Raw genomic sequence first — 23,639 nt, 5'->3', positions numbered from 1 at the left:
CTCATTCCTGCCGTCGGCATCCTGGTCGGTCATGATCTCCCCTCCTCGTGCGTCGGCACGCTGACTCCGAGCCGGAACCCGTCGACCTCCCGATCCGCGACGAGCACGCCACCCAGGGCTTCGGCCCGTTCGCGCAGCCCGATGAGGCCGGAGCCCGGGCGGATCGGGACGGAGATCGCGTCTCCGTGGTCAGTGATCTCGAGGGTGGCCTCGCCCCCGCCGGACTCGACGAGGATCCGAGAGCTCCGCGCTCGGGCGTGGCGCAGAATGTTGGTGGTCCCCTCGCGCACCACCCAGGCGAACAGGCGATCCACGGGCTTCGGCAGCTCGCCGGCCTCGGCCAGGACCTCGATGTCGATCTGCAACCCGGCGGTGGCCAGGGCCTCCCGAGCGGCGTCCAGCTCATCCGCAAGCGAGGTCTCCCGGTAGCCGACCACCGCCTGGCGCACCTCGCCGAGGGCGCTGCGGCCGATCTCCTCGATGCTGCGGGCCTGATCCGCGGCAGACTCCGGATCCGTCGGGACAAAACGTCGTACAGCTTCGGCCTTCACGACGATCAGGGACAACGTGTGTCCGAGCAGGTCGTGGAGGTCGCGGGAGAAGCGCTCGCGCTCCTCGAGCACCGCTGCGCGGGCGAGCTGCTCGCGGGTGGCGCTCAGCTGTGCGGTGGTCTCCAGCAGGCGGTCGATCAGGAAGGCGCTGAGGCCGGACATATAGGTCACGACGGCGAAGACGAGCGCGTCGGCGAGGGAAACAGAGGAGAACCCAGCGGCGATGGCGCCGCTGACGGCGAGACCGCCGACGAACCCCATCACCAGGCGGTGTCGCAGCCCCACCGCCATGCCGAGGGCCAGCAGTGGGTACAGGAACACCTGGTGCTCGTTCCAGAGGATCTGATAGCCCACGAGCACCAGGGTGGAGACGGCGACCAGCGCTTCGGTGCGCTGGTCCGCACGCTGTCGGGGCTCGGGCCGATATCGCACCAGAACGGTCGCGACGTGCAAGGAGGCGAGGAGCAGCAGCATCAGCAGCTGGCCGACGTGGCTCTGCTGGATCGAGGCCACGACCGGGGCCAGCAGCAGCAGAGGCAGCCAGAGGAGCGCGTACCAGCGGCCGGGACGACGCGCGACCCAGGGCAGGGACCGCTCGTCGCATTCGACAGACGACGGCGGCATAGGGCGGGCGAGCGTGTTCATGAGGCCTCCGCAGTCACAGTACGCCGGGCCGCGAGATGCGGCACAGCACTTCGGCGTAGGCCGAGGATCAGCACGATCCCGACCACGAGGTGCATCAGCTCCAGGGTCACGAGCACGGCCCCTCCGGCGCCGGAGAGCGGCGGGCCGGTCAGGGACAGCACCAGGACCGCGACCGCCACGGCGGTCCACCAGGCCCGGCCGCGCCGGAGTCGGATCAGAAGGGCGAGCAGCAGCCAGGCGGCCGCTCCGCCGATCAGGACCGCCCCGATGATCGAGGCGGGGCCCACGCTCTGCCCGGAAGCAGCCAGTTCGAGATCGAGGCCGCCCAGCGGGACCGCGACGGCCCAGATCAGCAGCGCGCCGATGACGGCGGTGACGAGGGCGGCAACAGCGCCGCGAGGGCGGATCCGCCGTGCGGTGGCCCGAGGTGAGGGTGGCGGCGAAGGCTGCGCGGTGAAGCCGCTCGTCGGCGGGGTCCGAGGATTCAGAGGGATGTTCGACATGACGTGCTCCGTGAGTGCGAAGGATCCATCGACCGTCGATGGCTGTCTTCGACGCTACGGAGACGGCGCGGCCCACGGCAGAGCCAGCGGTACCGACCTGAGAAGGACATTCGTCCTGCGTGTCAGGGCGTCGGCCCGCACCCGTACCCGGGGCCAGGCCGGCGCAGTATCCGACTGGACCTGAAGGTGACCGACGGGCTCAGGAGGTGACCGACGGGCTCAGGAGGCGAGCCGGAACGGTCCCCCTCACGGGCGCGGCCGCAGCCCGGACAGGACCAGGTCCAGGAGGCCGTCGGCGAACGCGTCGTCAAGCTCTGCGGTGCGCAGCAGCCACCGATGGAAGATCGGCCCGAACAGCAGCTCCGTCGCCAACGACGGATCCACGGTCCGGTCGATCTGGCCGGTGTCGATCGCACTCCGGAGCCGCACCGCGGTCGCCGTCAGCTGCGGCCCCAGCAGGCGTCGCACGAGCTCCTCGGCGAGCGCGGGGTCGGATTGGATCTCGGCCGTGACGGCCCGCTGGAGACGGTCGGTCGCCGGGTCGTCCAGCTCGGCGACAGCGCCCCGCAGCACGGTCCTCAGATCCGCCTCGAGGTCTCCGGTGTCCGGGAGCGCGACCACCCCGTCGGGCTCGGAGTTCACGTCCAGGATCGCATCGAACAGGACTTCGGCCTTCGACCGCCACCAGCGGTAGATGGTCTGCTTCCCGACCCCGGCGGCGCTCGCGATCCCTTCGATGCTCAGCCGGGAGTAGCCGACCTCGGCGACGAGGTCGCGCGTGGCCGCGAGGATCGCCCGGCGAGCGCGGTCGCTGCGTCGGGCGACGTCTGGAGACGCTCCCGAGGGTCGAGCGGCAGCACCTCGCGAATCACCTGCACGCTGCACGGATCCCTTCGCGGTGAACTCTTCAGACGCAGGATTCATGCGCCCACCGTACAACGAGACGAGACGCACCGTCTTGACAGGACGTCGCACCCCTTCGATACTGACGAGACGACCCGTCTCGTCACGAGGAGTGCACGATGAAGTCGTCCCCTTCCCCGTCCAGAATCTGGCTCATCACCGGCGCCGGCCGCGGGCTCGGTCGCGCTTTCGCCCACGCCGCACTGGCCCACGGCGATCGCGTCGTCGGCACGGTGCGGCGCACCGGGGCGATGGCAGATCTCCTGACCGAGTTCCCCGGATCGGTTCGCGAGATCGTGCTCGACGTCCGCGATGCTGCCGCGGTCGCGCCGGCCGTCGAGGCGGCCGCTCGGGCCTTCGGCGGGCTCGACGTCGTCGTCAACAATGCCGGGACCGGTTTCGTCGGCGCCCTGGAAGAGATCGAGGAGCAGGCTGCCCGCGACCATCTCGACCTGAACCTCTTCGGCGCACTGTGGGTGAGCCGGGCCGCCATCCCTCACCTGCGCGCCCGAGGAGGAGGCGACATCGTGCAGATCTCGACCGTCGGAGCGATCGGGGCGATGCCATTGTTCGGGCTGTACAACGCGGGGAAGTGGGCGCTCGAGGGATTCACCGAGGCACTCGCCGGCGAGGTCGGGCAGTTCGGGATCCGGACGACGATCGCTCAGCTCGGCGGATTCGCGACGGACTGGGTAGGGTCGAGCATGCCGTTCGCCGCTCCACGGGCCGAGTACGACGACCTGCGCACCGCACTGTTCGGCGCCGCCGATGTGCCCTGGCCGGCTGCGGACCCCGACACCTCCCCGACCGATGCGGACCCGGCTGTGGCGGCCGACGCCCTGCTCGCCCACCTCGGAGACCCCGACCACCCTCTCCGAGTGCTGATCGGTGAGGACGCGCCGGGCCATGCCGCGCTCGCCTATGCGGCACGGAAGGAGTCCTACGGCGCCGATGGGGGCCTGGTCTGGCCGACCTGAACGGCGCGGTGAGTGCGGGCGTAGGCGGGGTCGGGGCCCGAGGCCCCAAGCGTCTTCACCTCCAGCAGCCGCACCCCGAGAGCAAGGGCGTCGGCCTCGATGGCGGAGAAGATCGCGGTGCCGACGTCGTCGCGGACGGTCCAGGCCGTCGCTCAGCTCAGGTCGGGCTTGTCCAGCTCGCGCTGGTTGCGACGGTTCGTGCTGAGGATGTACGTGCTGAGCACCGTTCCGCCGAGCACGGCGATGCCGATGAGCACCCAGACGCCCAGCTCCGGGTCGATCAGCTCGAGCACGTAGATGGCGATCACGCTCACGGCGAGCAGAAGCCCCTCCACGACGGCGAACGCGACGAAGAATCTGCTCATCTGCTCCTGCCGCTGGCGGCTGAGCTCCCTCGCGCGGGCGTCGGACGGATCGGTGTCGGAGCTGTGGCTCATGCAGTCATCGTAGCGACGGCTGCGCGCGACGACCTGTCATAGGGACGGGGACAGGGAGCGGGGCCGGAGCCGGGGGCGCGGTCTCGTCGTCCCGCGCAGCCCTGCGCGCAGTCCGCGCTCAGCCCCGTGGGACAGGCAGGGTCACGCCCGCGAGCTCTTCGAGCTCGGCCCAGATCCGTTCCGCGACGTCAGCTCCCGGGCGGGCAGTGTGCACTGACGGGTCGAGCCGGACCGGAGGCCCGGCCACGCGCTTCGGCCCGTAGAACTCCCCGCCTGTGGCGTCCGGATCGACGAGCGCGCGCACACCCGACCACGCCGCCGCGTCTTTCCCCTGCGCCCACGGCGTGTACGGATTGCGCCGGTAGGCGACGCTGGAATCTCTGATCCCCGGTCGCTCCGGCGTCTTGGCGTCGACCCCGACGCCCGGACGCGTGAGGATCGACGCGATCGGCAGTCCGGCGGCGCGGGCACGACGGTCGAGCTCATAGGCGAACACCTCGGTGCGGGTCTTCGCGTCGACATAGGCCCCGATGCCGGTGCGGGGCGCCGGACGCGGCCGGGAGATGTCCCTGCGGAACCGCTGGACGAAGCCGGTCGAGGCATGCACGACCCGGAGAGGGACACCCGGATCCTCGGCGCGCGCCGACAGGATCCCGGCGACGAGGGCGACGTTCGCCACCGTGTGAGCCCCGACCATCAGCGGCAGGCCGTCCTCGGTCGTCTCCCGGGCCGAGAAGTGCATCGGACCGCCGTTGAGGAAGATGCCGTCCAGGCGTGGCAGCACGGAAAGCTGTTCGGCGCCCTCACGGACCGACGCCAGCGAGACGAGATCGACGGCGACCCCACTCGTCACCGCTCGGGGCACCTGCCCGCGGATCGCCCTCGCGGCGACCTCGATCTTCTCCGGCGACCGGGAGGCCAGGACCACCTCGGCCCCGGCCGAGGCGAGCTGCTCGGCCGCGAAGTAGCCGATGCCCCCGGTCGCGCCCGTGACCGCGTAGACGCGGCCGGTGAGATCGGGCAGCCGGGCAGGGTTCCAGGTCATGAGCTTCTCCTCGATTCGGATGAGCTATCCGCTTGAGCGTACACCCAAAGCGGATAGTTGATCCACATCGGGTACGATGCCGCCATGACGACGCTTCGATCGGACGCTGCGCGCTCCCGCGCCAGGATTCTCGACGCCGCTCGCCGCCAGCCCATCGACGAGCTGCGGCTGAATGACGTCGCCCATGCGGCGGGCGTCGGCGTCGCGACCGTCTACCGACATTTCCCGAGCGTGACCGTGCTCGTCGAGGCGCTCACCCTGGACGCCCTCGAGACGCTCGTCGACATGGCTCGGGCCGCGGCCGCCGAGCCCGAGCCCGCCGCCGCCTTCACCCTCCTCATCCGCACGACGGCGACGCAGCAGCTCGAGCACCAGGGCCTCCAGACCATCCTGCTGTCGGACGAGGTCTCGGCCGAGGCGCACACCCTCCGGGAGGAGCTGTTCGGCCTCGCGGAGTCAGCGCTCACGAACGCGATCGCCGCCGGCGCGGTCCGTCCAGGGATCAGGATCGACCAGGTGCAGCGCCTCGTGTGCGGCGTCGAGCACGCCGTGCGCCTCGGGGACGGCCACGACCGGGATCTCCTCCTCGACGTCATGATGTCCGGACTGGCCCCGTCGGCCGGACGATCCTGACACCGATCGCGCATCGCGCCCGAGGCGCACCCCCGGCCATTCACGCCGAGGACATGTGCGCGTCACGACGACGGAGTTCACTGGCGCGATGGACAGCTTCACCGCCCCGAACCGTCGGACCCTGCTGCGAGGAGCCGCCGCAGCGGCTCTCGCCACCACGCTCCCCGTGGCCGGTGCCGCCTCCGCCGCGCCCGCCCGTCCCGGGTCGTCGCGGCTGACGCTCCCCTCCGGCCTCCAGACCGGGGACGTCACCTCGAGCTCCGCGGTGCTGTGGTCCCGCGCCTCGGGCGAGGGGCGGCTCCACGCCGTGCTCCACGCCCTGGACGCCGACGGCAAGCGCCTCACCGCCGGCCGCAGCCGGCGCGGGAAGGGCGCCGGCGCGGACGGCCGACCGATCTCGCTGCGCGGCCCGTGGGCCAGCGCGGAGACCGACTTCACCGCGCGGATCAGCGCGAAGCAGCTTCCGGCCGGCACGACCTTCGAGACCGAGCTGTTCTTCGAGGACGAGAACGGGCACCGCGGCGAGGTCGGCTCCGGACGTTTCAGCACCGCGCCGGGAGACCGCTCCGACGGCGCACAGACCTTCGTGTGGACGGCCGACACCGCGGGCCAGGGCTACGGCATCAACCCTGACGTCGGAGGCATGTTCGGCTACGAGGCGATGCGCGCCGTCGCCCCGGACTTCTTCCTCCACGCCGGCGATACCATCTATGCCGACGGCCCGATCGCGGAGACGCTCGAGGAGCCCGACGGTGCGATCTGGCGCAACCTGGTCACCGAGGAGGTCTCGAAGGTCGCGGAGACCCTCACGGAGTTCCGGGGCCGCCACAGCTACAACCTCCAGGACGACAACATCCGCGCGATGTACGCCGAGGTCCCGGTCATCGCCACCTGGGACGACCACGAGACCACCAACAACTGGTGGGCCGGTGAGATCCTCGAGGACGAGAAGTACACGGTGCGCGACGTGAACACCCTCGCCGCCCGGGGCAGGCGCGCCTGGCAGGAGTACCAGCCGATCGCCGATGTGCGCGCCCTGTCCCCGGGATCCGGCTTCGAGCCGGAGCGCATCTACCGACTCATCGAGCGCGGCCCCGACCTGGATGTGTTCGTCCTCGACATGCGCACGGACAAGAGCGAGAACACCGACGGCCGGGAGCAGCACGAGACCTCGATGCTCGGTGAGGAGCAGCTGCAGTGGCTGCTGAAGGGGCTGCGCAGGTCCCAGGCGACGTGGAAGGTGATCCTCGCCGATCTGCCGCTGGGCATCGTGGTCCCCGACGGGGAGGGGCAGGAGTCGATCGCCAACGCGGAGAACGGCGCGCCCCTGGGCCGCGAGCTCGAGCTGGCCCGCCTGCTCTCGGGGATCAAGACGCAGAAGACAAAGAACATCGTGTTCCTCACCGGGGACGTCCACTACTGCGCCGCCCACCACTACTCCCCCGAGCGCGCCGCCTTCACGGACTTCGACCCGTTCTGGGAATTCGTGGCCGGCCCCATCAACTCCGGCTCCTTCGGGCCCAACGAGATGGATGGGACCTTCGGGCCCGAGGTCGACTTCCAGAAGGCGGGCCCTGCGATGGGCTCCCCGCGCGATGGGAAGGGCCAGTTCTTCGGCCGGGTCGAGATCGCCCCGCAGGGCGAGTCGTTCACCGTCGAGCTGATCGACGCCAACGGCGATGTGCAGTACACCCGCACCCTGACCCCGGAGAGCTGATCGGGGCCCTGCTGGCACACTGGGCGCATGGCCGCCCTGGAACTCCACGAGTGCATCGCGCAGCTGGACGCCGGTGGCATCGTGCGGATCCGGACCTCCCGCACCATGGATCTCGGGATGCTCGGCCTGGGAGTCATGGTCGGCATCGGCCTGCTCGTCCTGCTCGCCCTCTTCGTCCAGCAGCTCATCCGGACCGGCGAGCATCTTCCCGCGCTCATCCATCCCGTGACGTGGGCATCCGTCATCGGGGTGATCGGGTGCGTCGTCCTGCTGCCGCTCGCGTCGGTGGCCGTTCTCCTGCGGGGCGATGAGCTCCACCTCTCCCGAGCGGGGATCGCCGAGGCCCGGCGGCGCAGCAGCGCCCGGACGACGACCCGCCGTTGGGACGAGATCCAGCACGTGGGAACACCTCGGACAGGAAATGCCGGTCGCTTCCGGGGTCCTCTCGCGGTGGTCTACACCATGACACCCCGAGCACGGCACCGGCTCGAGCAGGCGCATGCGGAGGCCGGCGTCCGCCCTCCCCGGTGGCTGTCCCGGCGACAGCCTGGAACGGTCCTCGTGAGATCCGAATACGTCCTGGGACCGAAGCGGCTGGCACGGCTGCTGACCACCGCGCAGCAGCGCTACTCCTGAGCAGTACGATCGATCTCCTCGCCCCGGATCGGAGGCAGCCATGTCCGTGATCGCAGCAGGTCGGCGCCACTCCGTCGCGTGCCGCACCGACGGCACGGTCCTGGCCGCCGGCAGCGACCTCGCGGGTGAGTGCGACGTGTCGGGCTGGAGCGATGTCATCGCCGTCGCCGCAGGGAACGTGCACACGGCGCGCAACACGGGGCGCTCGCACACCGTCGGACTCCGCACCGACGGCACGGTCGTCGCGACCGGCTGGAACGGCTCGGGCCAGACCGACGTCTCCGACTGGAGAGACATCACCGCTCTCGCGGCGGGGTGGAGATCGACGCTCGGGCTCCGCGCGGACGGCACCGTGATGGCCGCTGGGCGGACCGGCGAGGGTCAGGGAGCCGTCAGCAGCTGGCGCGACGTCGTCGCGGTCGCGTGCGGGGACTGGCACGCGGTCGCTGTGCGCAGCGATGGCACGGCTCTCGCCACCGGCAGCAACCAGCGCGGTCAATGCCTCGTCGGCTCGTGGCGGCACCTGGTCGGCATCTCCGCCGGGTACCTGCACACGGTCGGCCTCCGGGACGACGGCACGGTCGTCGCGACCGGAGAGGCGGCGTCGGGTGCGTGCGAAGTCGAGCATCTGCGAGGTATCCGTGACCTCGCCGTCGGCAGCCATCACACTCTGGCGCTCCGGGAGGACGGGACCGTCTGCGCCGTCGGGGACAACACCTACTGGCAGTGCGACGTCGAGGGGTGGCGCGGTGTCACGGCCGTCGCCGCCGGTTCGACGCACTCCCTCGGGATCCTCGCCGATGGCACGGTGGTGGCCACGGGGAACAGCTCCGACTTACGGTGCGACGTCGACACCTGGCAGCTCGGCGAGCGACAGGACCTGCGCACCCTTCGCTCAACCTCACCGCAAGGGGCTGCTCAGTGATCTCTTGGAGTGCAGTGGCCGCGGTCGCACTGCTCGAGCTCGGTATGGCTCTGCTCCCCGGGCCGAACATGATCTACCTCGCCTCCCGCTCGATCACGCAGGGCCGCAGGGCGGGCCTGGTGTGCCTGGGCGGGACGGCCGTGGGCTTCGTGTGCTACCTGCTGGCCACCGCTGCAGGACTGTCCGCGCTGTTCACCGCTGTCCCGGTCGCCTACACCGTGATCAAGGTGGCCGGTGCCGTGTACCTCGCGTACCTCGCCTGGGGCATCCTCAAGCCCGGAGGCAGCTCGCCGTTCGCGCCCGACCTCGACATCCCGCCGGACCCCGACGTCCGACTGTTCTCGAGGGGACTGCTCACCAATCTGCTCAACCCCAAGATCGCTCTCCTGTACGCCGCGCTCCTTCCTCAGTTCCTCGATCTGAGCGCCGGCCCGGCGTGGTCGCAGCTGCTGCAGCTCGGCGCAGTGCAGATCGTGGTGGGGGTCGCCGTGAACGGCATGGTCGTGCTCGCCGCAGCACGCCTTGCGGGCATCCTGTCCGCTCGGCCCCGCCTCCTGGCCGCACAGCGGTTCACCGCTGGTGGTCTCCTCGCAGTCTTCGCAGTGCGGGCCGCAACCGCCCGCGGCCCCGCGTGAGCGTCGGATCCCTTATCGTGCACCGCCGAACCAGCCGTCGATCGCTCGCGTCGCCTCGACGTGGATCTCGGCCGTGCGCACCGGGTCCGCGACTCGCAAGCCATGATCGGCCCCGGCGATCTCGAGCACCTCGGCACTGAGCGCAGCGGCGATCCCGCTGTCCCAGGTGTCGGTGTCGTCGGTCCCGGCGATGAGCAGCTGCCGTCCCGGATGATCGGCGATCGCTCGGGCCACGGCGGGCATCTTCACGAGCGGGGTGAGCCAGACAGCATCGATTCGATGCTCGGCCGCATAGGGAGCGGCGAGGGTGCCGAGCGACTTCCCGACCACCCGGACCGGTCCCTCGTGGTCGCCGATGGCCGCCGCCAGCTCGAGCCCGATCTGCTCGGTCCCCCAGTTCTCCGCCGGAGTCCAGTCGACCTCGCGAACGTCCCAGCCATGACTGATCGCGACCAGAGCCGCGAAGTGGAGCAGCGGCATCTGGCACGTGTATGCCGCGCCCGGGAGCATGATCACCAGGCCGCGCGACGGGGTCGGCGCCTGCCAGTCCGCGTACTCGGTCATGGTTCCTCCTCGGGTGTCGGTGCGGGGTCGAAAGTTGGTGCGAGTCGAATGTCGTTGCAGGGCGGGTGACGCTGTGACCCCGCGCTGGAGCACGGCCGCTCAGCGCTCCCTCGCCCTGTGCATCCTCGATGATCCTGCACGGCTGGACCTGAGGCGAAGGCATTCCCTGCGCGGGCGTCCCGAACGGCGCTGACCACACCGCTGGCCTCTCCCCATCGCTCCGGCGACCTCTCTCCGGTTTCCCGTCATCGCCTGCGGGGGTCAGCCCCAGTGCGCTCGAAGTGCACGGCACGTAGCGTCGAGGCATGGACACATTCTTCGACTCCCTCCGCCGCATCCGCTTCCGCCGTGGTCCCCGACGTCTCGTCGGCGGGATCGCCGGTGGCCTCGCCGACCGATTCAGCCTCGACGTGTGGCTGGTCCGCGTGCTGGTCCTCGCCTCGTTCCTGCTCCCGGTGCTCGGCGTGGGCGCGTACCTCGTGGTCTGGCTGCTCACGCCCTGGCAGGACGACAGCATCCCGCTGGAGCGCATGCTGGGCAGTCGTACACAGCGCTACTGAGCTGCGGTCGGCGGGCGGGTCACGACCCAGGGCGTCTCAGCTCGAGTGCTCAGCTCGGCGGCCGATCAGCTCGGGCGCACGACCCGTGGGCCGACGGTGCGAGCACCCAGAGCGGTGACCCGGGTCCGCAGCTCCCGATCCGCGGTGACGACGACGATACTCTCGCCCTGTGCGGCACGTTGCTCGACGACCTTGACGATCATGTCGTCGCCGATCCCGGGAGCGTGAACGACCTGCACCGTCGGCGTGGACTGGACGCCGCGGGCTCGCCCCTCGACCACGAGCACCAGCGCAGGAGTCGCGGCCAGCTGCAGGTCGTGACGGAGAGCATCGGAGGAGAGCGAGTCGCGCAGCCGCCGCGTGGCCGCGGCACGATCGCGCCACCAGCCATCGGGCACGCTGCCGACGCAGTTGGCGGCGTCCACCACGACGGTCGCGGCCCTCTGATCCGTCGTGCGCTCGGGATCCGTCATGGTGCCGTCCTCGCGCGGGTGGCGGGCAGCTCGCTCCAGGCGAGCCGGACCTCGCCGGAGGCCTGCCGCAGTGCGGCGACGAGATCGTCCGCCGCATCCTGCACGGAACCGAGCCCGTCCTCGCCCGCCGACGCCAGCACGATCTGCCACACCTCGCCGTCGTCCGGAGTCGTGACCTCGGCCGTGTACCCGCCGCGGTAGTGGAGACCTGCGCCGCCCGGGTCGTCGGAGTCCGGTTCGTGCTCCAGAGACTCCACGAAGTCCTGCACCGCGGTCGCCGCGTCAGGACCGCTGATCGATGCCTGCACCCCGACCTGCGTCCACACGTCGTACGGCCAGTCCATATTCCAAGCGTCCGTCGGCTGGAACGAGGAGATCTCGGATCGCTCGTGCATGGTGGGCCTCCTCGGGGTCCGTGGGGATGTGGCCATCGAGCCTATGCCCCGCTCCGCACGCTCCCCGCACATCTGGTCCGAGCTCTCGCCATGGGCAGGATTCCGTCCCAAAGTGCAGGAGTGACCCTCCACCTGGACGCAGTGGTCTTCGACGTGGCCGAGGCGAGCGCGGCAGCGGGCTTCTGGGCCGGGCTGCTCGACCGCGAGGTCCTCCCCGAGCCCGGCGGCGCGTCGGTGCCGGGGACCGTGACGCAGGTGGGGCTCCGCTTCGTCACCTCCGACACCGTGCAACTCGGTCCGCGCCAGCTTCATCTGCACCTGACCAGCAGCACCCTCGAGCACCAGCAGCAGACCGTGCAGAGGGCGCTGGATCTCGGCGGCCGGCACCTGGATGTGGGCCAGTCCTCCGACGACAGGTTCATCGTGCTCGCCGACCCCGCCGACGACGAGCTGTGCGTGATCGAACCCGGCAACACCTACCTCGCGGGCACCGGCTTCCTCGGCGAGGTCACCTGCGACGGGACACGGGATGTCGGAGTGTTCTGGCACGAGGCCCTGGGCTGGCCGCTGGTGCTGGATGAGAACGGCCAGACCGCGATCCAGTCCCCGCACGGCGGCACCAAGATCTCCTGGGACTCCTGGGAGGATCCGTCCGCCCCGTCCGAGCACGTGAGGAGCCGGCAGCGCTTCGATCTGCTCGCGGCGGACCTCGCCCTCGAGACGGAGCGGCTGGTCGCGCTCGGCGCGACCCGCCTCGCCGAGCAGGAAGGCCACCTCGAGCTGGCCGATCCCGACGGCCACGAGTTCGGGCTGCGCACTGCCTGAGGCGTGGGCTGATCCGATCTGACCCGAAGGAGATTCCCCCCCGATGCCTGCCCCCGATAGGTCCCCGCTCCGGCTTCACCGAGCGACTGCGCAGGTGTTCGTCACCGACTTCGCGCGGGCGCTGGTCTTCTACCGCGACCTTCTCGGGTTCGAGATCGTCTTCACCCATGGCGACCCTCCGTTCTACGGCGAGGTGCGCCGCGGCGATGCGCGCCTGAACCTGCGGCACGTCGACGAGTCACCGTTCGTGGCAGACGTGCGAGAGCAGGAGCAGCTGCTGTCGGCATACATCACGACCGCCGACGCCGGAGCACTCTTCCGCGAGTTCCAGGATGCGGGTGCCGACTTCCAGGAGACGCTGCAGGTGAAGCCCTGGGGAGCCACCGAGTTCGTGGTCCGCGACCCGGACGGCAATCTGCTCCTCGTCGGGACCCCGTCGGCCCTGCCGTCCTGAGCGGGTCAGGAGCGGACCAGAAGCGGATCTGTACCCTCGGCGCATGACGCTCCGCCTCCTCAGCTCAGAGATCGTGCACATGGACCCTTCCACGTCCCTATGGATCCAGCTGACCGAGTTCGCCCTCGACCCGGGGCAGAGCGACCACGAGGTGATCACGGACCTGATCGCCGCCCCGGGGTACGCGCACGACTACGCCTCCCCCGTCGAGACGCGCCCTGTCGTCACGGAACCCGCGGTCCATGGCCGATGGTGGCGCAGCAGCATCACGACCGAGTCCTTCGCCCCCTGCACCGCGGCGAGCGCCGAGGGCCGTCTGCAGTCCTGGGCGGACGAGCAGGAGTGGACGGAGCCGTCCTTCCGCCAACCGCCCGACGTGCAGCGCCGGCTGCAGGAGGTCTGCGCGCTGCTGCGCACCGCACGTCGCACAGCAGAACGTCCTGCACCGTCGCCGATCTGTAGGCTCACCCTGTGGAACGCGTCCTCAACATCTCCGCCTATCTGTTCACCCGGATCATCGATCGTGAGCAGCTACGACCCGTGCTGCGCGAGCGCGCCGAGGCCGCGGGCCTGAAGGGCACGATCCTCCTCGCGGAGGAAGGCATCAATCTCTTCCTCGCCGGTGACGCCGAGGCGGTGCGCGGGTTCGTGGAGGAGCTGCGCACGGACCCCCGTTTCGCCGAGCTGACCACGACGGAGACCTGGTCGGCCGAGCAGCCGTTCCGCAAGATGCTCGTCAAGCTCAAGCGCGAGATCATCCGCATGGATCACCCCACGATCCGCCCTGCCGAGGACCGTGCGCCGGCGGTGGCGCCGCGCACTCTCAAACGCTGGCTCGATCAGGGGCACGACGACGGCGGCCGCGCGATCGTCCTGCTCGACACCCGCAATGCGTTCGAGGTCGACTACGGCACCTTCGAGGGCGCGATCGACTGGCGCATCGAACGGTTCACGCACTTCCCCGACGCGGCATCCGCGCATCGCGACGCGCTCGAGGGCAAGACCGTCGTGAGCTTCTGCACCGGGGGGATCCGCTGCGAGAAGGCCGCGATCTACCTGCGCGAAGAGGGCATCGACGCTCTGCAGCTCGACGGCGGCATCCTCGGCTACTTCGAGCACGTCGGCCAGGACCACTATGACGGGGAATGCTTCGTCTTCGACGAGCGCGAAGCGCTCGCTCCCGACCTCACGCCACGGGACGGCGTCGCATCGTCAGACGACGCGGCCCCGGCCCCGAGCACGTCATAGCGGCGGAGCTGCCGCTGCCAGGTCGCCACAGCCGAGTCGCCGCAGCAGAGTCGCCGCGATCTCACCGCCTCTGGCGGCCTCCGAACATCTGGTGAGCGGCGTTGATCAGCCACATGACCTCGCCCTGATCCAGCCCCTCGACCCCGGGCACGTAGATGTGGGGGTGGGTGCGGTTCCAGAACGGACCGGTGGCCGGTGAGATCCGGCCTCGGAGGTCGGGGGCGAGATGCTGGTTGACGGCGACGAAACCCGTGCGGGTCAACGGCATCACCGCCCGACGGGTGTATCCGCTGGAGTGTTCGGAGCGCACCAGACGGTGCTGAGCCGCACCGAAATCACGCCATGGGATCGGCCCCACACCCCGCAGGGTGATGCCCCCGGCCTCGAGCACGACAGGGTGGGATTCGACGGCGCGATACCTCTTCTGCTGCCGATACCACACGCTGATCAGGGCACCCATCACGGCGAACATGACATAGACGCCGAGGACACCGGCCACTGTGGCGACGGTGACCTCGACTCCCGCGACGAGGACGATCGGGATCGCGACGAGGCCGCCGACAGCGAGCAGCACGACGAGCGCCAGCAGGACCAGGATGAGCCACCGCATCGCCGTGGACCAGAGGGCCGGCGCTCCCGCGAGAGTGACCCGCCCTGTGCTGCGCAACGCGGCCCACGCCGCTTCCACCTCTGATGACACGTGATCAGACTCCTTGTCAGGCGGTGGAGCAGACGTCCACCGCATTCCGGTTCAGAGCACCTCCTGCCGCACGGCCGGAGCGCGGGCCGTCGTGGGCTGCGCTCGACCCATGCCGCGGGTCCGGCCGGCTCTGGGCCGGGTTCAGCGGCGCGATGCGGCGAAGGTCGAGTGGCCGGGTCCGGAGCCCGGCGCCACGACGCGATCGATCGCGTCGAGCTCCTCCGCCGTCGGCTCCCATGCCACGGCGCGCGCGTTGGCGGCGACCTGCTCAGGACGCGTGGCGCCGGCGATGACAGTGTCCACGGCAGGCTGGGCGCGCAGGCCGCCGATGGCGATCTCGAGCATGCTGCGCCCGGACTCCTCGGAGAGCTCCCGGAACCCCTCGACCACGTCCCAGCGGGCCGAGTCGAGACGGGCCGTCTCGGTGGCGAGGCGGGTGCCCTCGGGGGCGCCGCCGGTCTGCGAGTACTTGCCGGTGAGCAGTCCGTAGGCGAGGGGGAAGTACGGCAGCAGGCTCATGCCGAAGTGCTCGAGGGCGGGGACCAGCTCGGCCTCGGCGCTGCGGTTGTACAGCGAGTACTCGTTCTGTGCGGTGATGAACGCGGGTGCCCCGACGGCGGAGGCGAGGTGCGCGGCGTCGGCGACCTCCCAGGCGGCGAGGTTCGAGCAGCCGATGTAGCGGACCTTGCCGGAGCTGACCAGGTCGCCGAGGGCGTCGAGCGTCTCCTCCATCGGCGTGATGCGGTCGGGGGTGTGGAGCTGGAAGAGGTCGATGTGGTCGGTTCCCAGGCGACGCAGGGAGCCCTCGACCGCGCGCAGGATGTAGCCGCGGCTGGCGCGGTTCGCCCGCGCCCCCGGGTAGGTATCCCCCATGTCCATGCCGAACTTGGTCGCGATCACGACCTCCTCGCGGCGGGAGCCGAGCGCCGTCCCGAGCATCGTCTCGGACTCGCCGGTGCCATAGGCGTCGGCCGTGTCGAAGAAGGTCACCCCCTCATCGAGCGCGGCCTGGACGACGGCGGTGGCCGCCTCCTGATCGATCCGGCGCCCGAAGGCGTTGCACCCGATACCGAGTGCCGAGACGAGGAGACCGCTGGAGCCGAGAGAGTCAAAGTGCATAGCCCCAGGCTATCGCTGACGCGACAGTCTCCGGCAGCCAGTCTTGTTGGGGCGTTGGGGCGTTGGGGCGTTGGGGCGTTGCGGCGTTGGGCTACGTTGGGCGTCCGAGGAACGGACGCACGACGGAGGCAAGATGGCACGGATGAAGAAGACGCCGGAGGAGCGGGCGGACGAACAGCGGCGGTACGCGCTCGCCGCCGCCGCGACCACCGATGACGAGCTCGAACCGTTCCTCACCGACCCGAATCAGGCGATCCGCAGTGGCGCCGTCATGAACCGGCGCGCGAGCGCCGAGATCCTCTCTCGGTTCGCGCACGACGCGTTCTGGGGCAACCGCGTGGAGGTGGCGCGTCACCCCAACAGTTCCCGCGAGACCGTGCTCGGGCTGCTCGAGGCAGATCCTCGTCAACGCGGGGTCGTCCACAAGGCCGCGCGCGAACGGCTCGAATCAGAGGGCGTCGAGTTCGGCGAGGACCACATGCCGCTGGACTGAGAGAGTGGGAGGCGAGGTCTATCTGGCATGAGCTGGCGCGAACTCCGACGACCGTTCCGATGGGCGTCCCGACGGCATCCGGCCCTCATGCCGAGAGCAATAGGTGCGTTTCCGCCCCAAGCTTCGATTGACAAACGATAGATATCGATCGACACTCAATGCATGACCACGCCGATGCTCCGACGAGCCCTCATCATCGCACTCGAGGTCGGGCTCGCCCTGGCCCTCCTGACCTGTGTCTTCTTTCAAGCAGTCGTCGTGCCCACGGCGCTCGCCGACGAAGCCCTCGTGGACCCGGTGGTCGCCCGCGCCCAGGGAGCGTTGACGATCATCGGGATCCTCAGCATCGCGTGCTTCGAGGCCGTGCTCATCGCGACCGGCATGCTGCTGCGGCACACCTGGAACGACTCGATCTTCTCCCAGCGGCCCTTCATCTGGGTCGACGTCACCATCGGGGCATGTCTCCTCGCGGCAGGACTCAGCGTCGCCGCTGCCCTCACCGACATCGTCGCACCGTCCATCGAGGCGAGCGCGATCCCGGACGGCAGGGAGATGAGCACCGGCAGCGCGCTGCTCATCGTCGGCATGTCCGGCACCGCGGTATGCATCGCCGGGGCGCTCGTCGTCGCCGTGATGCGCGACCTCCTCAAGCGTGCGGTCACTTTCCGCCAGGAGCTGGACGAGGTGATCTGACATGGCCATCACCGTGCGGCTCGACGTCCTGCTCGCCGAGCGCGGCATGAGCGTCGGCGACTTCGCCGCAGCCATCGGGATCACTCCTGCCAATGTCGCGGTCCTCAAGAACGGGCGCGCGCGTGCCGTCCGTTTCGAGACTCTCGACGCCATCTGCCGGGTCCTCGACTGCACCCCCGGCGACGTTCTCGCCTGGACGCCCGAGGACCAGACAGACTTCCCGCCGACAACTGCTCGATGAGCTGATCTCGTACAGGGCGGGCCGCCGTGTCGAGGACCTCGCCCTGCCGCTGCGCGCTCCCGAGGATCTCCACGTCGTCAGATCCCCTGCCCTCCCCTCTCGGCCTGCGCCGACGTCGGCCGGGCGGCGACTCACGTCCTGTGATCCCCCTGCCCGCACCGGCCCTCGACACGGTCGCTAGGCTGGGAAGATGGCGACAGTACTCCTCGTGCGGCACGGCCGCACCACGGCCAATGCGACGGGACAGCTGGCAGGTCGAACCCCCGGCGTCCACCTCGACGATCACGGACGGGGCCAGGCGGCCCTGACCGGGGAGAGGATCGCGGCCGTGCCCGTGGTCGGTGTCGTCTCAAGCCCTCTCGAACGCTGCGCGGAGACGGCCCGAGCCATCGTCGAGCGCCAGAGCGGAACCCCGTTCTCGTCGGTCGAACCCGATCTCACGGAGTGCGACTACGGCCGGTGGCAGGGCCGCCAGCTCAGCGATCTCGCGACCGAGGATCTGTGGCGGGTCGTGCAGTCGCAACCTTCCGCTGTCGTCTTCCCCGGTGGCGAGTCCATGGCCGGGATGCAGGCCCGGGCGGTGGCAGCGATCCGGCGCCATGATGCCGCCGTCGAGGCCGAGCACGGGCCGGGCGCGGTGTGGGTGGCGGTGAGCCACGGCGACATCATCAAGTCAGTCCTGGCCGACGCGCTCGGCATGCACCTCGACGTCTTCCAGCGGCTCGAGGTGGGCCCCGCCTCCGTGTCGATCGTGAGCTATGGCGCGAGCCGCCCGCGGGTCTCGGCGACCAACACGGATTCCGGCGACCTGTCCTGGCTCGCGAAGGCGATCCCCTCCGGCGACGCGGCTGTGGGCGGCGGTGCCGGCACGCCCGACGCGGACGGCGGCGGTGCCGGCGCTCCCGCCGAGGACGGCCGGACGCCTAGGATCGTCACATGACCGACGCACCTGCACATGTTCACGAGTTCGATTGGCCGGACCGGGTCGTCATCGGGACGGTGGGGCCTCCGGGTGACCGAACCTTCTATCTGCAGGTGCGTGCCGGGGCACAGATCGTGAGCATCGCGCTGGAGAAGCAGCAGTCCGCTCTGCTCGCGCAGAAGCTCGACGAGGTCCTCGATCAGCTCATCGACGTCGAGGGCAACCGCTTCAGCGTTCCCACCAGCACTCCCGTCGAGCTCGTCGACAATGATCCGCTCGAGGCCGTCCAAGAGCAGTTCCGCACCGGGACCATCGGCATCGGCTGGGACCCCACCACCGCCCAGGTGATCATCGAGGCGCACCCCCTCCCCGATGACGATGCGCTCGACGCCGACGCTTTCGACGAGGACGCGATCGACGACGCTGCGGAGGAGTCCGAGATGCTGCGGGTGCGGATGCCGGTCGGCACTGCTCGCGCGTTCACCCTGCGCACCCGGGAGGTCGTGGACGCCGGGCGGCCCCTGTGCACGCTCTGCGGCTACCCCATGGACCCCGACGGCCACATCTGCACCATTCCCGACTACTGATGAGCGCGCCGGATCTGGCGACCGCCGAGCTGACGCTCACCGGCCGCCTCACGACGGCCTCCAACGCGACGTTCCTGGGCACCATCGGCGACGCGACGGTGGTCTACAAGCCGGTCGCGGGCGAGGCCCCGCTCTGGGACTTCCCCGATGGCACCCTGGCGTACCGGGAGGTGGCCGCCTATCTGATCTCCCAGACTCTCGGTTGGAACGTCGTGCCGCATACGTGGATGCGCGACGGCCCGCTGGGCGAGGGGATGGTGCAGCTCTGGCAGGAGCAGGACCGCACCCAGCGCGCCGTGGACCTGGTCCCGACGGACCACCTGCCCGAGACCGGTTGGAGAAGCGTTCTCGAGGGCGAGGATCAGAGCGGGCAGAGAATCACCCTCGTCCATGAGGATTCGCCGGCGCTCCGACGCATGGCGGTGTTCGATCTGATCGTCAACAACGCCGACCGCAAAGGCGACCACATCCTCCCCATGGCTGACGCGCATCGGTACGGCGTCGACCACGGCCTCACCTTCCACTGCGACCACAAGCTGCGCACGGTCCTGTGGGGCTGGCTGGGAGAGGATCTGAGCACCGAGGAACGCGACGGCATCGACCGCGTCAGCGACGGGCTGCGCGGCGAGCTGGGGCAGCGCCTGACGGACCTGCTCAGCACCGATGAGATCTCATCGCTCACCGCGCGCTGCACCCAGCTGCGTGCTAGCGGGCGGTTCCCGGCTCCGAGCGGGGAGATGCCGGCGGTGCCGTGGCCTCTGTTCTGAGGGCCGCCGCGGCCGCACGTGAGAGCCAGGCCGGCGTGCGCACGGGGCGCTGGGGCGGGATGAGCTCGCCCGCCTCACAGCAGGCGACGAGCTGCCGCGCGCGGCGTTCCCGCGTGGCGGATTGCTTCGCGGACATGATCCAGTGGCGCACGGCCTTGCGGTAGCCGGCGGTCGCCGCGTCGAGGAACGCGACAGATCCGGGGGACGCGTCCACGGTCGCCTGCAGCTCCGGCGTGAGGTCCACCTCGGGGTTCTCATGGGAGTAGATGCCCGACCGGTCGACGGAGCGTCGTTCGAACGCCGCGATGCCGGACGGGTGCATGCGGCCCTCCGACAGGAGTCGCTCGACGTGCGCGATGTTCACAGTGGACCATGTGCTCCGTGGTGTGCGCGGCGTCCAGCGCTGGCGACGTGAGTCGTCGTCGATCCTCTGCGACACCGAGTCGATCCATCCGAAGCACAGTGCCTCGAGCACGGCATCGGCCCAAGTGAGCCCGCGATCTGCGACATGAGCCTTCTTCAGCTCCATCCACAGTTCGGTGTCGGTGTCGTGGTGGCGCTCGAGCCACGCGCGGAACTCAGCGGCGTCCTGGAAGAAGATCGCCGGGCGCTCGGTGGTGCCGCCGGGTGATCCAGGGTCGGAGATCATGCGCCCACCCTACGAGCCCGCGCCGTCGGTCGCGCGGCTCATGCCCGGTCTCTCTTCACTCGTCGCTCGTCGCTCGTCATCGGCGAAGGGTGATCGGCGCCGGCCGAGTGAAGCAACCTCATCGCAGCAGCCCTCACACGGCTTCGGAGTTCGTCGGGGTGTTCGATCACCACTTCGCAGTCGAGAGCCAGGATGACGGACGGCAGCCAGTCGAGCTCCTTGGCATGGATTTCGGCTCGATGCCAGGGCGGCCCACCGTGACCCTCCTGGTCCTCCCGGTCCTCCCGGTCCTCCCGGTCCTCCCGGTCCTCCCGGTCCTCCGCAGGGTCCAACCTCTCCAGGCGGGCCACGCTCCGCGGCAGATGACCCCTGATGCGCTCCTCGGTCTCCCGGATGTGCAGCACGACCCGGAACTGATAGTCCGCGTCGGCGAAGAGGTCGAGGAGACGGCCTTCGAGATCGGGGGGCAGCGGCGGTGCGAAGGTTCCGGATGTCGGCCGAGCTGATCGGATCCGGTCTGCCCGGAAGGTGCGATCTTCCTGCCGATCCGTGTCGAAGGCGACGAGGTACCACCGATCGGAGTGCGCTACCAGGCCATGCGGATGGACCGTGCGCCGCGACGGGGTCCCATCGCCGCGGACGTAGCGCAGATCGAGGACGTGTCGATGGTCCACGGCCTCCGCCAACGCCAGCATCACGGCAGGGTCGGGGGCGCTGTCCCCATGCTGGGGCGTGCGCGTCATGGTGCTGAGAAGGGCGTCGATCCTCGTCGCATCAGTGGCCGGCAACGCACGCTTGATCTTGGACAGGGCCGTCTGCGCGGCTACTCCCGGTTCCCGCGACGCCGCCTGCGAACGGGCGAGTCCGAGGAATACCGCAATCACTTCCGCAGTGCTGAACATGAGCGGGAGGACGCGCTGACCGGGCGCAAGCCGGTACCCCCCGTAGCGCCCTCGCAGAGTCTCGACGGGCACCCTCAGATCAGACAGTCGCGCCACGTCCCGTCGAACCGTCCGCTCGTCGACACCGAGGCGATCGGCCAGCTCGGCGCCAGTGCGCAGCGGCGCGGACTGCAGCAGCTCGAGCAGGTGCAGCGCTCGCGCGGTCGTGTCAGCCATGGCGTCCATCCTCACTCGGATACCGGGCAGTTTCCGCCCGGTATTGACCGTAGCGTCTTCTCTGCGGCCTGGTTCGCAGGCCACGTTCACCCTCAGAGGAGACAGCGATGCAGCTCGCAGCCACCCGAATCTTCACCGACGACGTCGACGCGCTCGTGGAGTTCTACGAAACGCTCACCGGGGTCACGGCCGAGCGGCTCCATCCGATGTTCGCCGAGCTCCGTTCGCCATCGGGCACGCTGGCCATCGCCAGCACCGCCACAGTGCCGCTGCTCGGAGACGACGCCGCCGAGGCTCGCGCGAATCGCAGCGTCGCCCTGGACTTCCTCGTCGATGACGTCGACGCGACCTACACGTCCCTCCAGGATGTCGTCGAGCTGTTCGTCCAGGAACCTACCGACATGCCCTGGGGCAACCGGTCGCTCCTCCTCCGGGATCCGGACGGCAACCTGGTCAACCTCTTCACGCCGATCAACACGACAGCACAGTCTCGAGTCGCGGCAAGCTCACTTGCACCGTGACCCAGGAGGACCTGCCGCGCGAACAGGTGACAGCTCAGGCGACAGTCACGGAGTCAGGCCGCGAGCTGCACCCCTGGGATTTACGGCGGCCTCCTACTCGATGGGGATCGATCTGCCCGGACGGTCCTGGCTTCGGCGATGGCGACAGGTCCGTTCCATCCAGGTGTGATCGGCCCTCTGGTACTTTTCGCTCATGACGCTCGAGGGCAAACGAACTCTGATCATCGGCGGAGCGGGCGATGGGATCGGCCGGGCGATCACCCGCTCCTTCGGAGCCGCCGGCGCGCGGATCGCGATCGCCGACCTCGATACGCGCAGCGCCCGGGCGGCCGCCGCGGAATGGGAGGGGAGGACGCTCGCCATCGACGTCGACGTGAGATCGTCCGACGGACTCGAGTCGATGGTCCACGAGGCCGTGGCGTGGCTGGGCGGTCTCGACGTCGTCGTCACGGTGGTCGGTGGACAGGTGGCTTTCGTCCCGGCGGTTCCTCTGCACGAGATCACCGACCAGGATTGGGACACGATCTATGAGCTCAACCTCCGATACGTCGCGCGCACCCTTCGTCTGGTGATTCCGGAATTCTTGAGCCAGGGTTCCGGCGGCACCGTGATCAGCATCGGCTCCGTCACCGGATCCATGGCCGCGCCCGGCCAAGCGGCCTACGGGGTCATGAAGGCCGGACTGGCCAGTCTGGCCAGGACTGTGGCGGCTGAGTACTCCAACAAGCAGATCAGGATGAACGTAATCGCAGGCGGTGCGATCGCCACCGGAGCATCGGGAAACACCCAGGGCGACGACTGGGTCGAAGCGATACCGCAAGGTCGCTTCGGCAACGCGACAGAGGTGGCGAGCGCCGCCCTGTACCTGGCCGGTGACGAGTCGTCGTACGTCACCGGCCAGCAGCTCACCGTCGACGGCGGCGTGTCCGTGCGTGGTCCGTTCAGCTGAATCACCGCCGCACCGAGGCCTCGAACCCCTCGTCTCCGCACCCGTGTGCGATGCAGTCATCAGCGACGGCCACTTCCATGCGCACGGGGAGATCGATACCGCCCGCACCGACAGCACGACCCCGCCTGCAGAGGCAGCCTGGGGGCCGTCACTGAAGCACCCTGGTCACACGTTGAAGCGGAACTCCACGACGTCGCCGCAGATACCAACCTCTCAACAGTCACCACGCGCGGAATCACGCCCTGCGGTGCGATTCTGGCCAGCCGCGTCCGAGCGCCTCGATGGAGTCGGCAAGGTCAGCGACAGGATGACGCCCATCGAGCTCAAGGCTCGCCCCACGCCGGAGCAGCGGCTCAACATCGGCCACATATCGCCGCACCTCACCCTGTTGCTCCAAGGTGCGGCCATAAGGGTTATTGGTTCGCGACGAGATGCGTTCGATCAGCACCTCGACCGGCGCGCTCAGGAGCACTACATGATCGAACCGGTCGTAGAACACCCCCTGATTCTCGACCGTACCGGACACGATCACGTCGCCGTGGGTGGCGAGCAGTTCACTCATCCGCCGTTCATCCCATGCGCTGCCTGGCAACTCCCAACCGTCATAGTCCGTATCGACGGTGAGATGGCCGCGGCGGTCCAACTCATCGAGCAGGGTCGACTTCCCCGCTCCAGACATTCCCGTGACAAGAACCCTAGCCTCGGGATTTCATGGGGGTGTGGTCCCGACCGGCGGACGGCTTAGAGAAAGGTG

Annotated in this window: 31 protein-coding genes and 1 pseudogene; 19 read left to right on the top strand and 13 right to left on the bottom strand. The window is 69.7% G+C overall.

Features of this window, described 5'->3' with window-relative positions; all coding sequences use genetic code 11:
* Nucleotides 1-29 precede the first annotated feature (29 nt).
* The 3 genes from INT49_RS18730 to INT49_RS18720 form a co-directional block, all read right to left on the bottom strand.
* Entirely contained in the window at nucleotides 30-1,196 is a 1,167-nt protein-coding gene (locus INT49_RS18730; RefSeq protein WP_193119267.1) for a sensor histidine kinase, read from the bottom strand.
* Complete coding sequence (locus INT49_RS18725) at nucleotides 1,193-1,699, bottom strand: DUF6069 family protein (RefSeq protein WP_226850974.1); 507 nt, start codon at nucleotides 1,697-1,699, stop codon at nucleotides 1,193-1,195. Before INT49_RS18725 ends, INT49_RS18730 begins: the two co-directional genes overlap by 4 nt.
* A 246-nt stretch (nucleotides 1,700-1,945) precedes the next feature.
* Complete coding sequence (locus INT49_RS18720; RefSeq protein ID WP_193119266.1) at nucleotides 1,946-2,623, bottom strand: TetR/AcrR family transcriptional regulator; 678 nt, start codon at nucleotides 2,621-2,623, stop codon at nucleotides 1,946-1,948.
* 98 nt (nucleotides 2,624-2,721) lie between these two features.
* On the opposite strand from INT49_RS18720, the gene INT49_RS18715 reads away from it, so the two are divergent.
* Nucleotides 2,722-3,579 carry an SDR family NAD(P)-dependent oxidoreductase gene (locus INT49_RS18715; protein ID WP_193119265.1) on the top strand — a complete coding sequence of 286 codons (858 nt, stop codon included), beginning with the start codon at nucleotides 2,722-2,724 and terminating at the stop codon, nucleotides 3,577-3,579.
* 152 nt (nucleotides 3,580-3,731) lie between these two features.
* Here INT49_RS18715 and INT49_RS18710 read toward each other — a convergent pair whose 3' ends face one another.
* Both INT49_RS18710 and INT49_RS18705 read right to left on the bottom strand, forming a co-directional pair.
* The gene (locus INT49_RS18710; protein ID WP_193119264.1) at nucleotides 3,732-4,016 is read right to left on the bottom strand and encodes a hypothetical protein; all 285 of its coding nucleotides are present in this window, start codon (nucleotides 4,014-4,016) and stop codon (nucleotides 3,732-3,734) included.
* A 118-nt stretch (nucleotides 4,017-4,134) separates the two neighbouring features.
* Nucleotides 4,135-5,061 carry an SDR family NAD(P)-dependent oxidoreductase gene (locus INT49_RS18705; protein ID WP_193119263.1) on the bottom strand — a complete coding sequence of 309 codons (927 nt, stop codon included), beginning with the start codon at nucleotides 5,059-5,061 and terminating at the stop codon, nucleotides 4,135-4,137.
* Between the two features lie 84 nt (nucleotides 5,062-5,145).
* Here INT49_RS18705 and INT49_RS18700 point away from each other — a divergent pair, with 84 nt between their 5' ends.
* From INT49_RS18700 to INT49_RS18680, 5 genes are all read left to right on the top strand, one after another.
* Complete coding sequence (locus INT49_RS18700; RefSeq protein ID WP_193119262.1) at nucleotides 5,146-5,694, top strand: TetR/AcrR family transcriptional regulator; 549 nt, start codon at nucleotides 5,146-5,148, stop codon at nucleotides 5,692-5,694.
* An 88-nt stretch (nucleotides 5,695-5,782) separates the two neighbouring features.
* Nucleotides 5,783-7,411: an alkaline phosphatase D family protein gene (locus INT49_RS18695; RefSeq protein WP_193119261.1), complete on the top strand. Its 1,629-nt coding sequence runs from the start codon at nucleotides 5,783-5,785 to the stop codon at nucleotides 7,409-7,411.
* A gap of 27 nt (nucleotides 7,412-7,438) precedes the next feature.
* On the top strand, nucleotides 7,439-8,047 hold the full coding sequence (locus INT49_RS18690; RefSeq protein ID WP_193119260.1) for a hypothetical protein: 609 nt from the start codon (nucleotides 7,439-7,441) through the stop codon (nucleotides 8,045-8,047).
* Nucleotides 8,048-8,087: 40 nt separating this feature from the next.
* A complete protein-coding gene (locus INT49_RS18685; protein ID WP_193119259.1) occupies nucleotides 8,088-8,972 on the top strand; it encodes an RCC1 domain-containing protein in 885 nt (294 codons plus the stop codon).
* Nucleotides 8,969-9,607: a LysE family translocator gene (locus INT49_RS18680; protein WP_193119258.1), complete on the top strand. Its 639-nt coding sequence runs from the start codon at nucleotides 8,969-8,971 to the stop codon at nucleotides 9,605-9,607. The genes INT49_RS18685 and INT49_RS18680 overlap by 4 nt, the downstream gene beginning before the upstream one ends.
* 12 nt (nucleotides 9,608-9,619) lie before the next feature.
* Here INT49_RS18680 and INT49_RS18675 read toward each other — a convergent pair whose 3' ends face one another.
* Nucleotides 9,620-10,171 (bottom strand): hypothetical protein, encoded by a 552-nt coding sequence (locus INT49_RS18675; RefSeq protein ID WP_193119257.1) that lies wholly within the window; start codon nucleotides 10,169-10,171, stop codon nucleotides 9,620-9,622.
* A gap of 305 nt (nucleotides 10,172-10,476) precedes the next feature.
* On the opposite strand from INT49_RS18675, the gene INT49_RS18670 reads away from it, so the two are divergent.
* Entirely contained in the window at nucleotides 10,477-10,731 is a 255-nt protein-coding gene (locus INT49_RS18670) for a PspC domain-containing protein (protein WP_193119256.1), read from the top strand.
* A gap of 65 nt (nucleotides 10,732-10,796) precedes the next feature.
* On the opposite strand, the gene INT49_RS18665 is transcribed toward INT49_RS18670, so the two are convergent.
* Both INT49_RS18665 and INT49_RS18660 read right to left on the bottom strand, forming a co-directional pair.
* Nucleotides 10,797-11,204: an NTP pyrophosphohydrolase gene (locus INT49_RS18665; protein ID WP_193119255.1), complete on the bottom strand. Its 408-nt coding sequence runs from the start codon at nucleotides 11,202-11,204 to the stop codon at nucleotides 10,797-10,799.
* On the bottom strand, nucleotides 11,201-11,599 hold the full coding sequence (locus INT49_RS18660; RefSeq protein ID WP_226850972.1) for a hypothetical protein: 399 nt from the start codon (nucleotides 11,597-11,599) through the stop codon (nucleotides 11,201-11,203). The genes INT49_RS18665 and INT49_RS18660 overlap by 4 nt, the downstream gene beginning before the upstream one ends.
* Nucleotides 11,600-11,719: 120 nt before the next feature.
* On the opposite strand from INT49_RS18660, the gene INT49_RS18655 reads away from it, so the two are divergent.
* From INT49_RS18655 to INT49_RS18640, 4 genes are read left to right on the top strand one after another with little or no spacing between them, the layout of a single operon-like run.
* On the top strand, nucleotides 11,720-12,424 hold the full coding sequence (locus INT49_RS18655; protein WP_319021702.1) for a VOC family protein: 705 nt from the start codon (nucleotides 11,720-11,722) through the stop codon (nucleotides 12,422-12,424).
* Nucleotides 12,425-12,467: 43 nt separating this feature from the next.
* Nucleotides 12,468-12,878, top strand: a complete 411-nt coding sequence (locus INT49_RS18650; RefSeq protein ID WP_193119253.1) for a VOC family protein — start codon at nucleotides 12,468-12,470, stop codon at nucleotides 12,876-12,878.
* Between the two features lie 43 nt (nucleotides 12,879-12,921).
* Nucleotides 12,922-13,452, top strand: coding sequence for a hypothetical protein (locus INT49_RS18645; RefSeq protein ID WP_193119252.1), 531 nt, complete (start codon nucleotides 12,922-12,924; stop codon nucleotides 13,450-13,452).
* On the top strand, nucleotides 13,350-14,126 hold the full coding sequence (locus INT49_RS18640; RefSeq protein WP_193119251.1) for a sulfurtransferase: 777 nt from the start codon (nucleotides 13,350-13,352) through the stop codon (nucleotides 14,124-14,126). The genes INT49_RS18645 and INT49_RS18640 overlap by 103 nt, the downstream gene beginning before the upstream one ends.
* A gap of 61 nt (nucleotides 14,127-14,187) precedes the next feature.
* Here INT49_RS18640 and INT49_RS18635 read toward each other — a convergent pair whose 3' ends face one another.
* Both INT49_RS18635 and INT49_RS18630 read right to left on the bottom strand, forming a co-directional pair.
* Nucleotides 14,188-14,826 carry a hypothetical protein gene (locus INT49_RS18635; protein ID WP_193119250.1) on the bottom strand — a complete coding sequence of 213 codons (639 nt, stop codon included), beginning with the start codon at nucleotides 14,824-14,826 and terminating at the stop codon, nucleotides 14,188-14,190.
* Between the two features lie 141 nt (nucleotides 14,827-14,967).
* Nucleotides 14,968-15,945, bottom strand: coding sequence for an aldo/keto reductase (locus tag INT49_RS18630; protein WP_193119249.1), 978 nt, complete (start codon nucleotides 15,943-15,945; stop codon nucleotides 14,968-14,970).
* 133 nt (nucleotides 15,946-16,078) lie between these two features.
* Between INT49_RS18630 and INT49_RS18625 the strand changes: the two genes are divergently transcribed.
* The 6 genes from INT49_RS18625 (at nucleotide 16,079) to INT49_RS18600 (ending at nucleotide 19,648) form a co-directional block, all read left to right on the top strand.
* Entirely contained in the window at nucleotides 16,079-16,438 is a 360-nt protein-coding gene (locus INT49_RS18625; protein WP_226850970.1) for a hypothetical protein, read from the top strand.
* A gap of 162 nt (nucleotides 16,439-16,600) precedes the next feature.
* Complete coding sequence (locus INT49_RS18620) at nucleotides 16,601-17,131, top strand: DUF2975 domain-containing protein (RefSeq protein ID WP_193119248.1); 531 nt, start codon at nucleotides 16,601-16,603, stop codon at nucleotides 17,129-17,131.
* 1 nt (nucleotide 17,132) lies between these two features.
* Nucleotides 17,133-17,372 (top strand): helix-turn-helix domain-containing protein, encoded by a 240-nt coding sequence (locus INT49_RS18615; RefSeq protein ID WP_193119247.1) that lies wholly within the window; start codon nucleotides 17,133-17,135, stop codon nucleotides 17,370-17,372.
* A gap of 190 nt (nucleotides 17,373-17,562) precedes the next feature.
* Entirely contained in the window at nucleotides 17,563-18,312 is a 750-nt protein-coding gene (locus INT49_RS18610) for an MSMEG_4193 family putative phosphomutase (protein ID WP_193119246.1), read from the top strand.
* A complete protein-coding gene (locus INT49_RS18605) occupies nucleotides 18,309-18,881 on the top strand; it encodes a DUF3090 domain-containing protein (RefSeq protein WP_193119245.1) in 573 nt (190 codons plus the stop codon). Before INT49_RS18610 ends, INT49_RS18605 begins: the two co-directional genes overlap by 4 nt.
* Entirely contained in the window at nucleotides 18,881-19,648 is a 768-nt protein-coding gene (locus INT49_RS18600; protein ID WP_193119244.1) for an SCO1664 family protein, read from the top strand. Before INT49_RS18605 ends, INT49_RS18600 begins: the two co-directional genes overlap by 1 nt.
* Here the strand turns inward: INT49_RS18600 and INT49_RS18595 are convergent.
* Complete coding sequence (locus INT49_RS18595) at nucleotides 19,587-20,297, bottom strand: YdeI/OmpD-associated family protein (protein ID WP_193119243.1); 711 nt, start codon at nucleotides 20,295-20,297, stop codon at nucleotides 19,587-19,589. The genes INT49_RS18600 and INT49_RS18595 overlap by 62 nt on opposite strands.
* A gap of 38 nt (nucleotides 20,298-20,335) precedes the next feature.
* The gene (locus tag INT49_RS18590; protein ID WP_193119242.1) at nucleotides 20,336-21,415 is read right to left on the bottom strand and encodes a helix-turn-helix transcriptional regulator; all 1,080 of its coding nucleotides are present in this window, start codon (nucleotides 21,413-21,415) and stop codon (nucleotides 20,336-20,338) included.
* Nucleotides 21,416-21,522: 107 nt separating this feature from the next.
* Between INT49_RS18590 and INT49_RS18585 the strand changes: the two genes are divergently transcribed.
* The gene (locus INT49_RS18585) at nucleotides 21,523-21,936 is read left to right on the top strand and encodes a VOC family protein (RefSeq protein WP_193119241.1); all 414 of its coding nucleotides are present in this window, start codon (nucleotides 21,523-21,525) and stop codon (nucleotides 21,934-21,936) included.
* Nucleotides 21,937-22,129: 193 nt separating this feature from the next.
* A complete protein-coding gene (locus INT49_RS18580; protein WP_193119240.1) occupies nucleotides 22,130-22,885 on the top strand; it encodes an SDR family NAD(P)-dependent oxidoreductase in 756 nt (251 codons plus the stop codon).
* A 235-nt stretch (nucleotides 22,886-23,120) separates the two neighbouring features.
* On the opposite strand, the pseudogene INT49_RS18575 reads toward INT49_RS18580, so the two are convergent.
* A pseudogene (locus tag INT49_RS18575) lies at nucleotides 23,121-23,567 on the bottom strand (AAA family ATPase); the annotation flags it as partial.
* Nucleotides 23,568-23,639 lie beyond the last annotated feature (72 nt).

This window comes from Brachybacterium tyrofermentans, assembly GCF_014897585.1.
In the GTDB taxonomy this organism is placed as follows: Bacteria; Actinomycetota; Actinomycetes; order Actinomycetales; family Dermabacteraceae; genus Brachybacterium; species Brachybacterium tyrofermentans.
The sequence above is the reverse complement of the archived record's forward strand: the minus strand, read 5'-3'. Positions and strand labels throughout refer to the sequence as shown.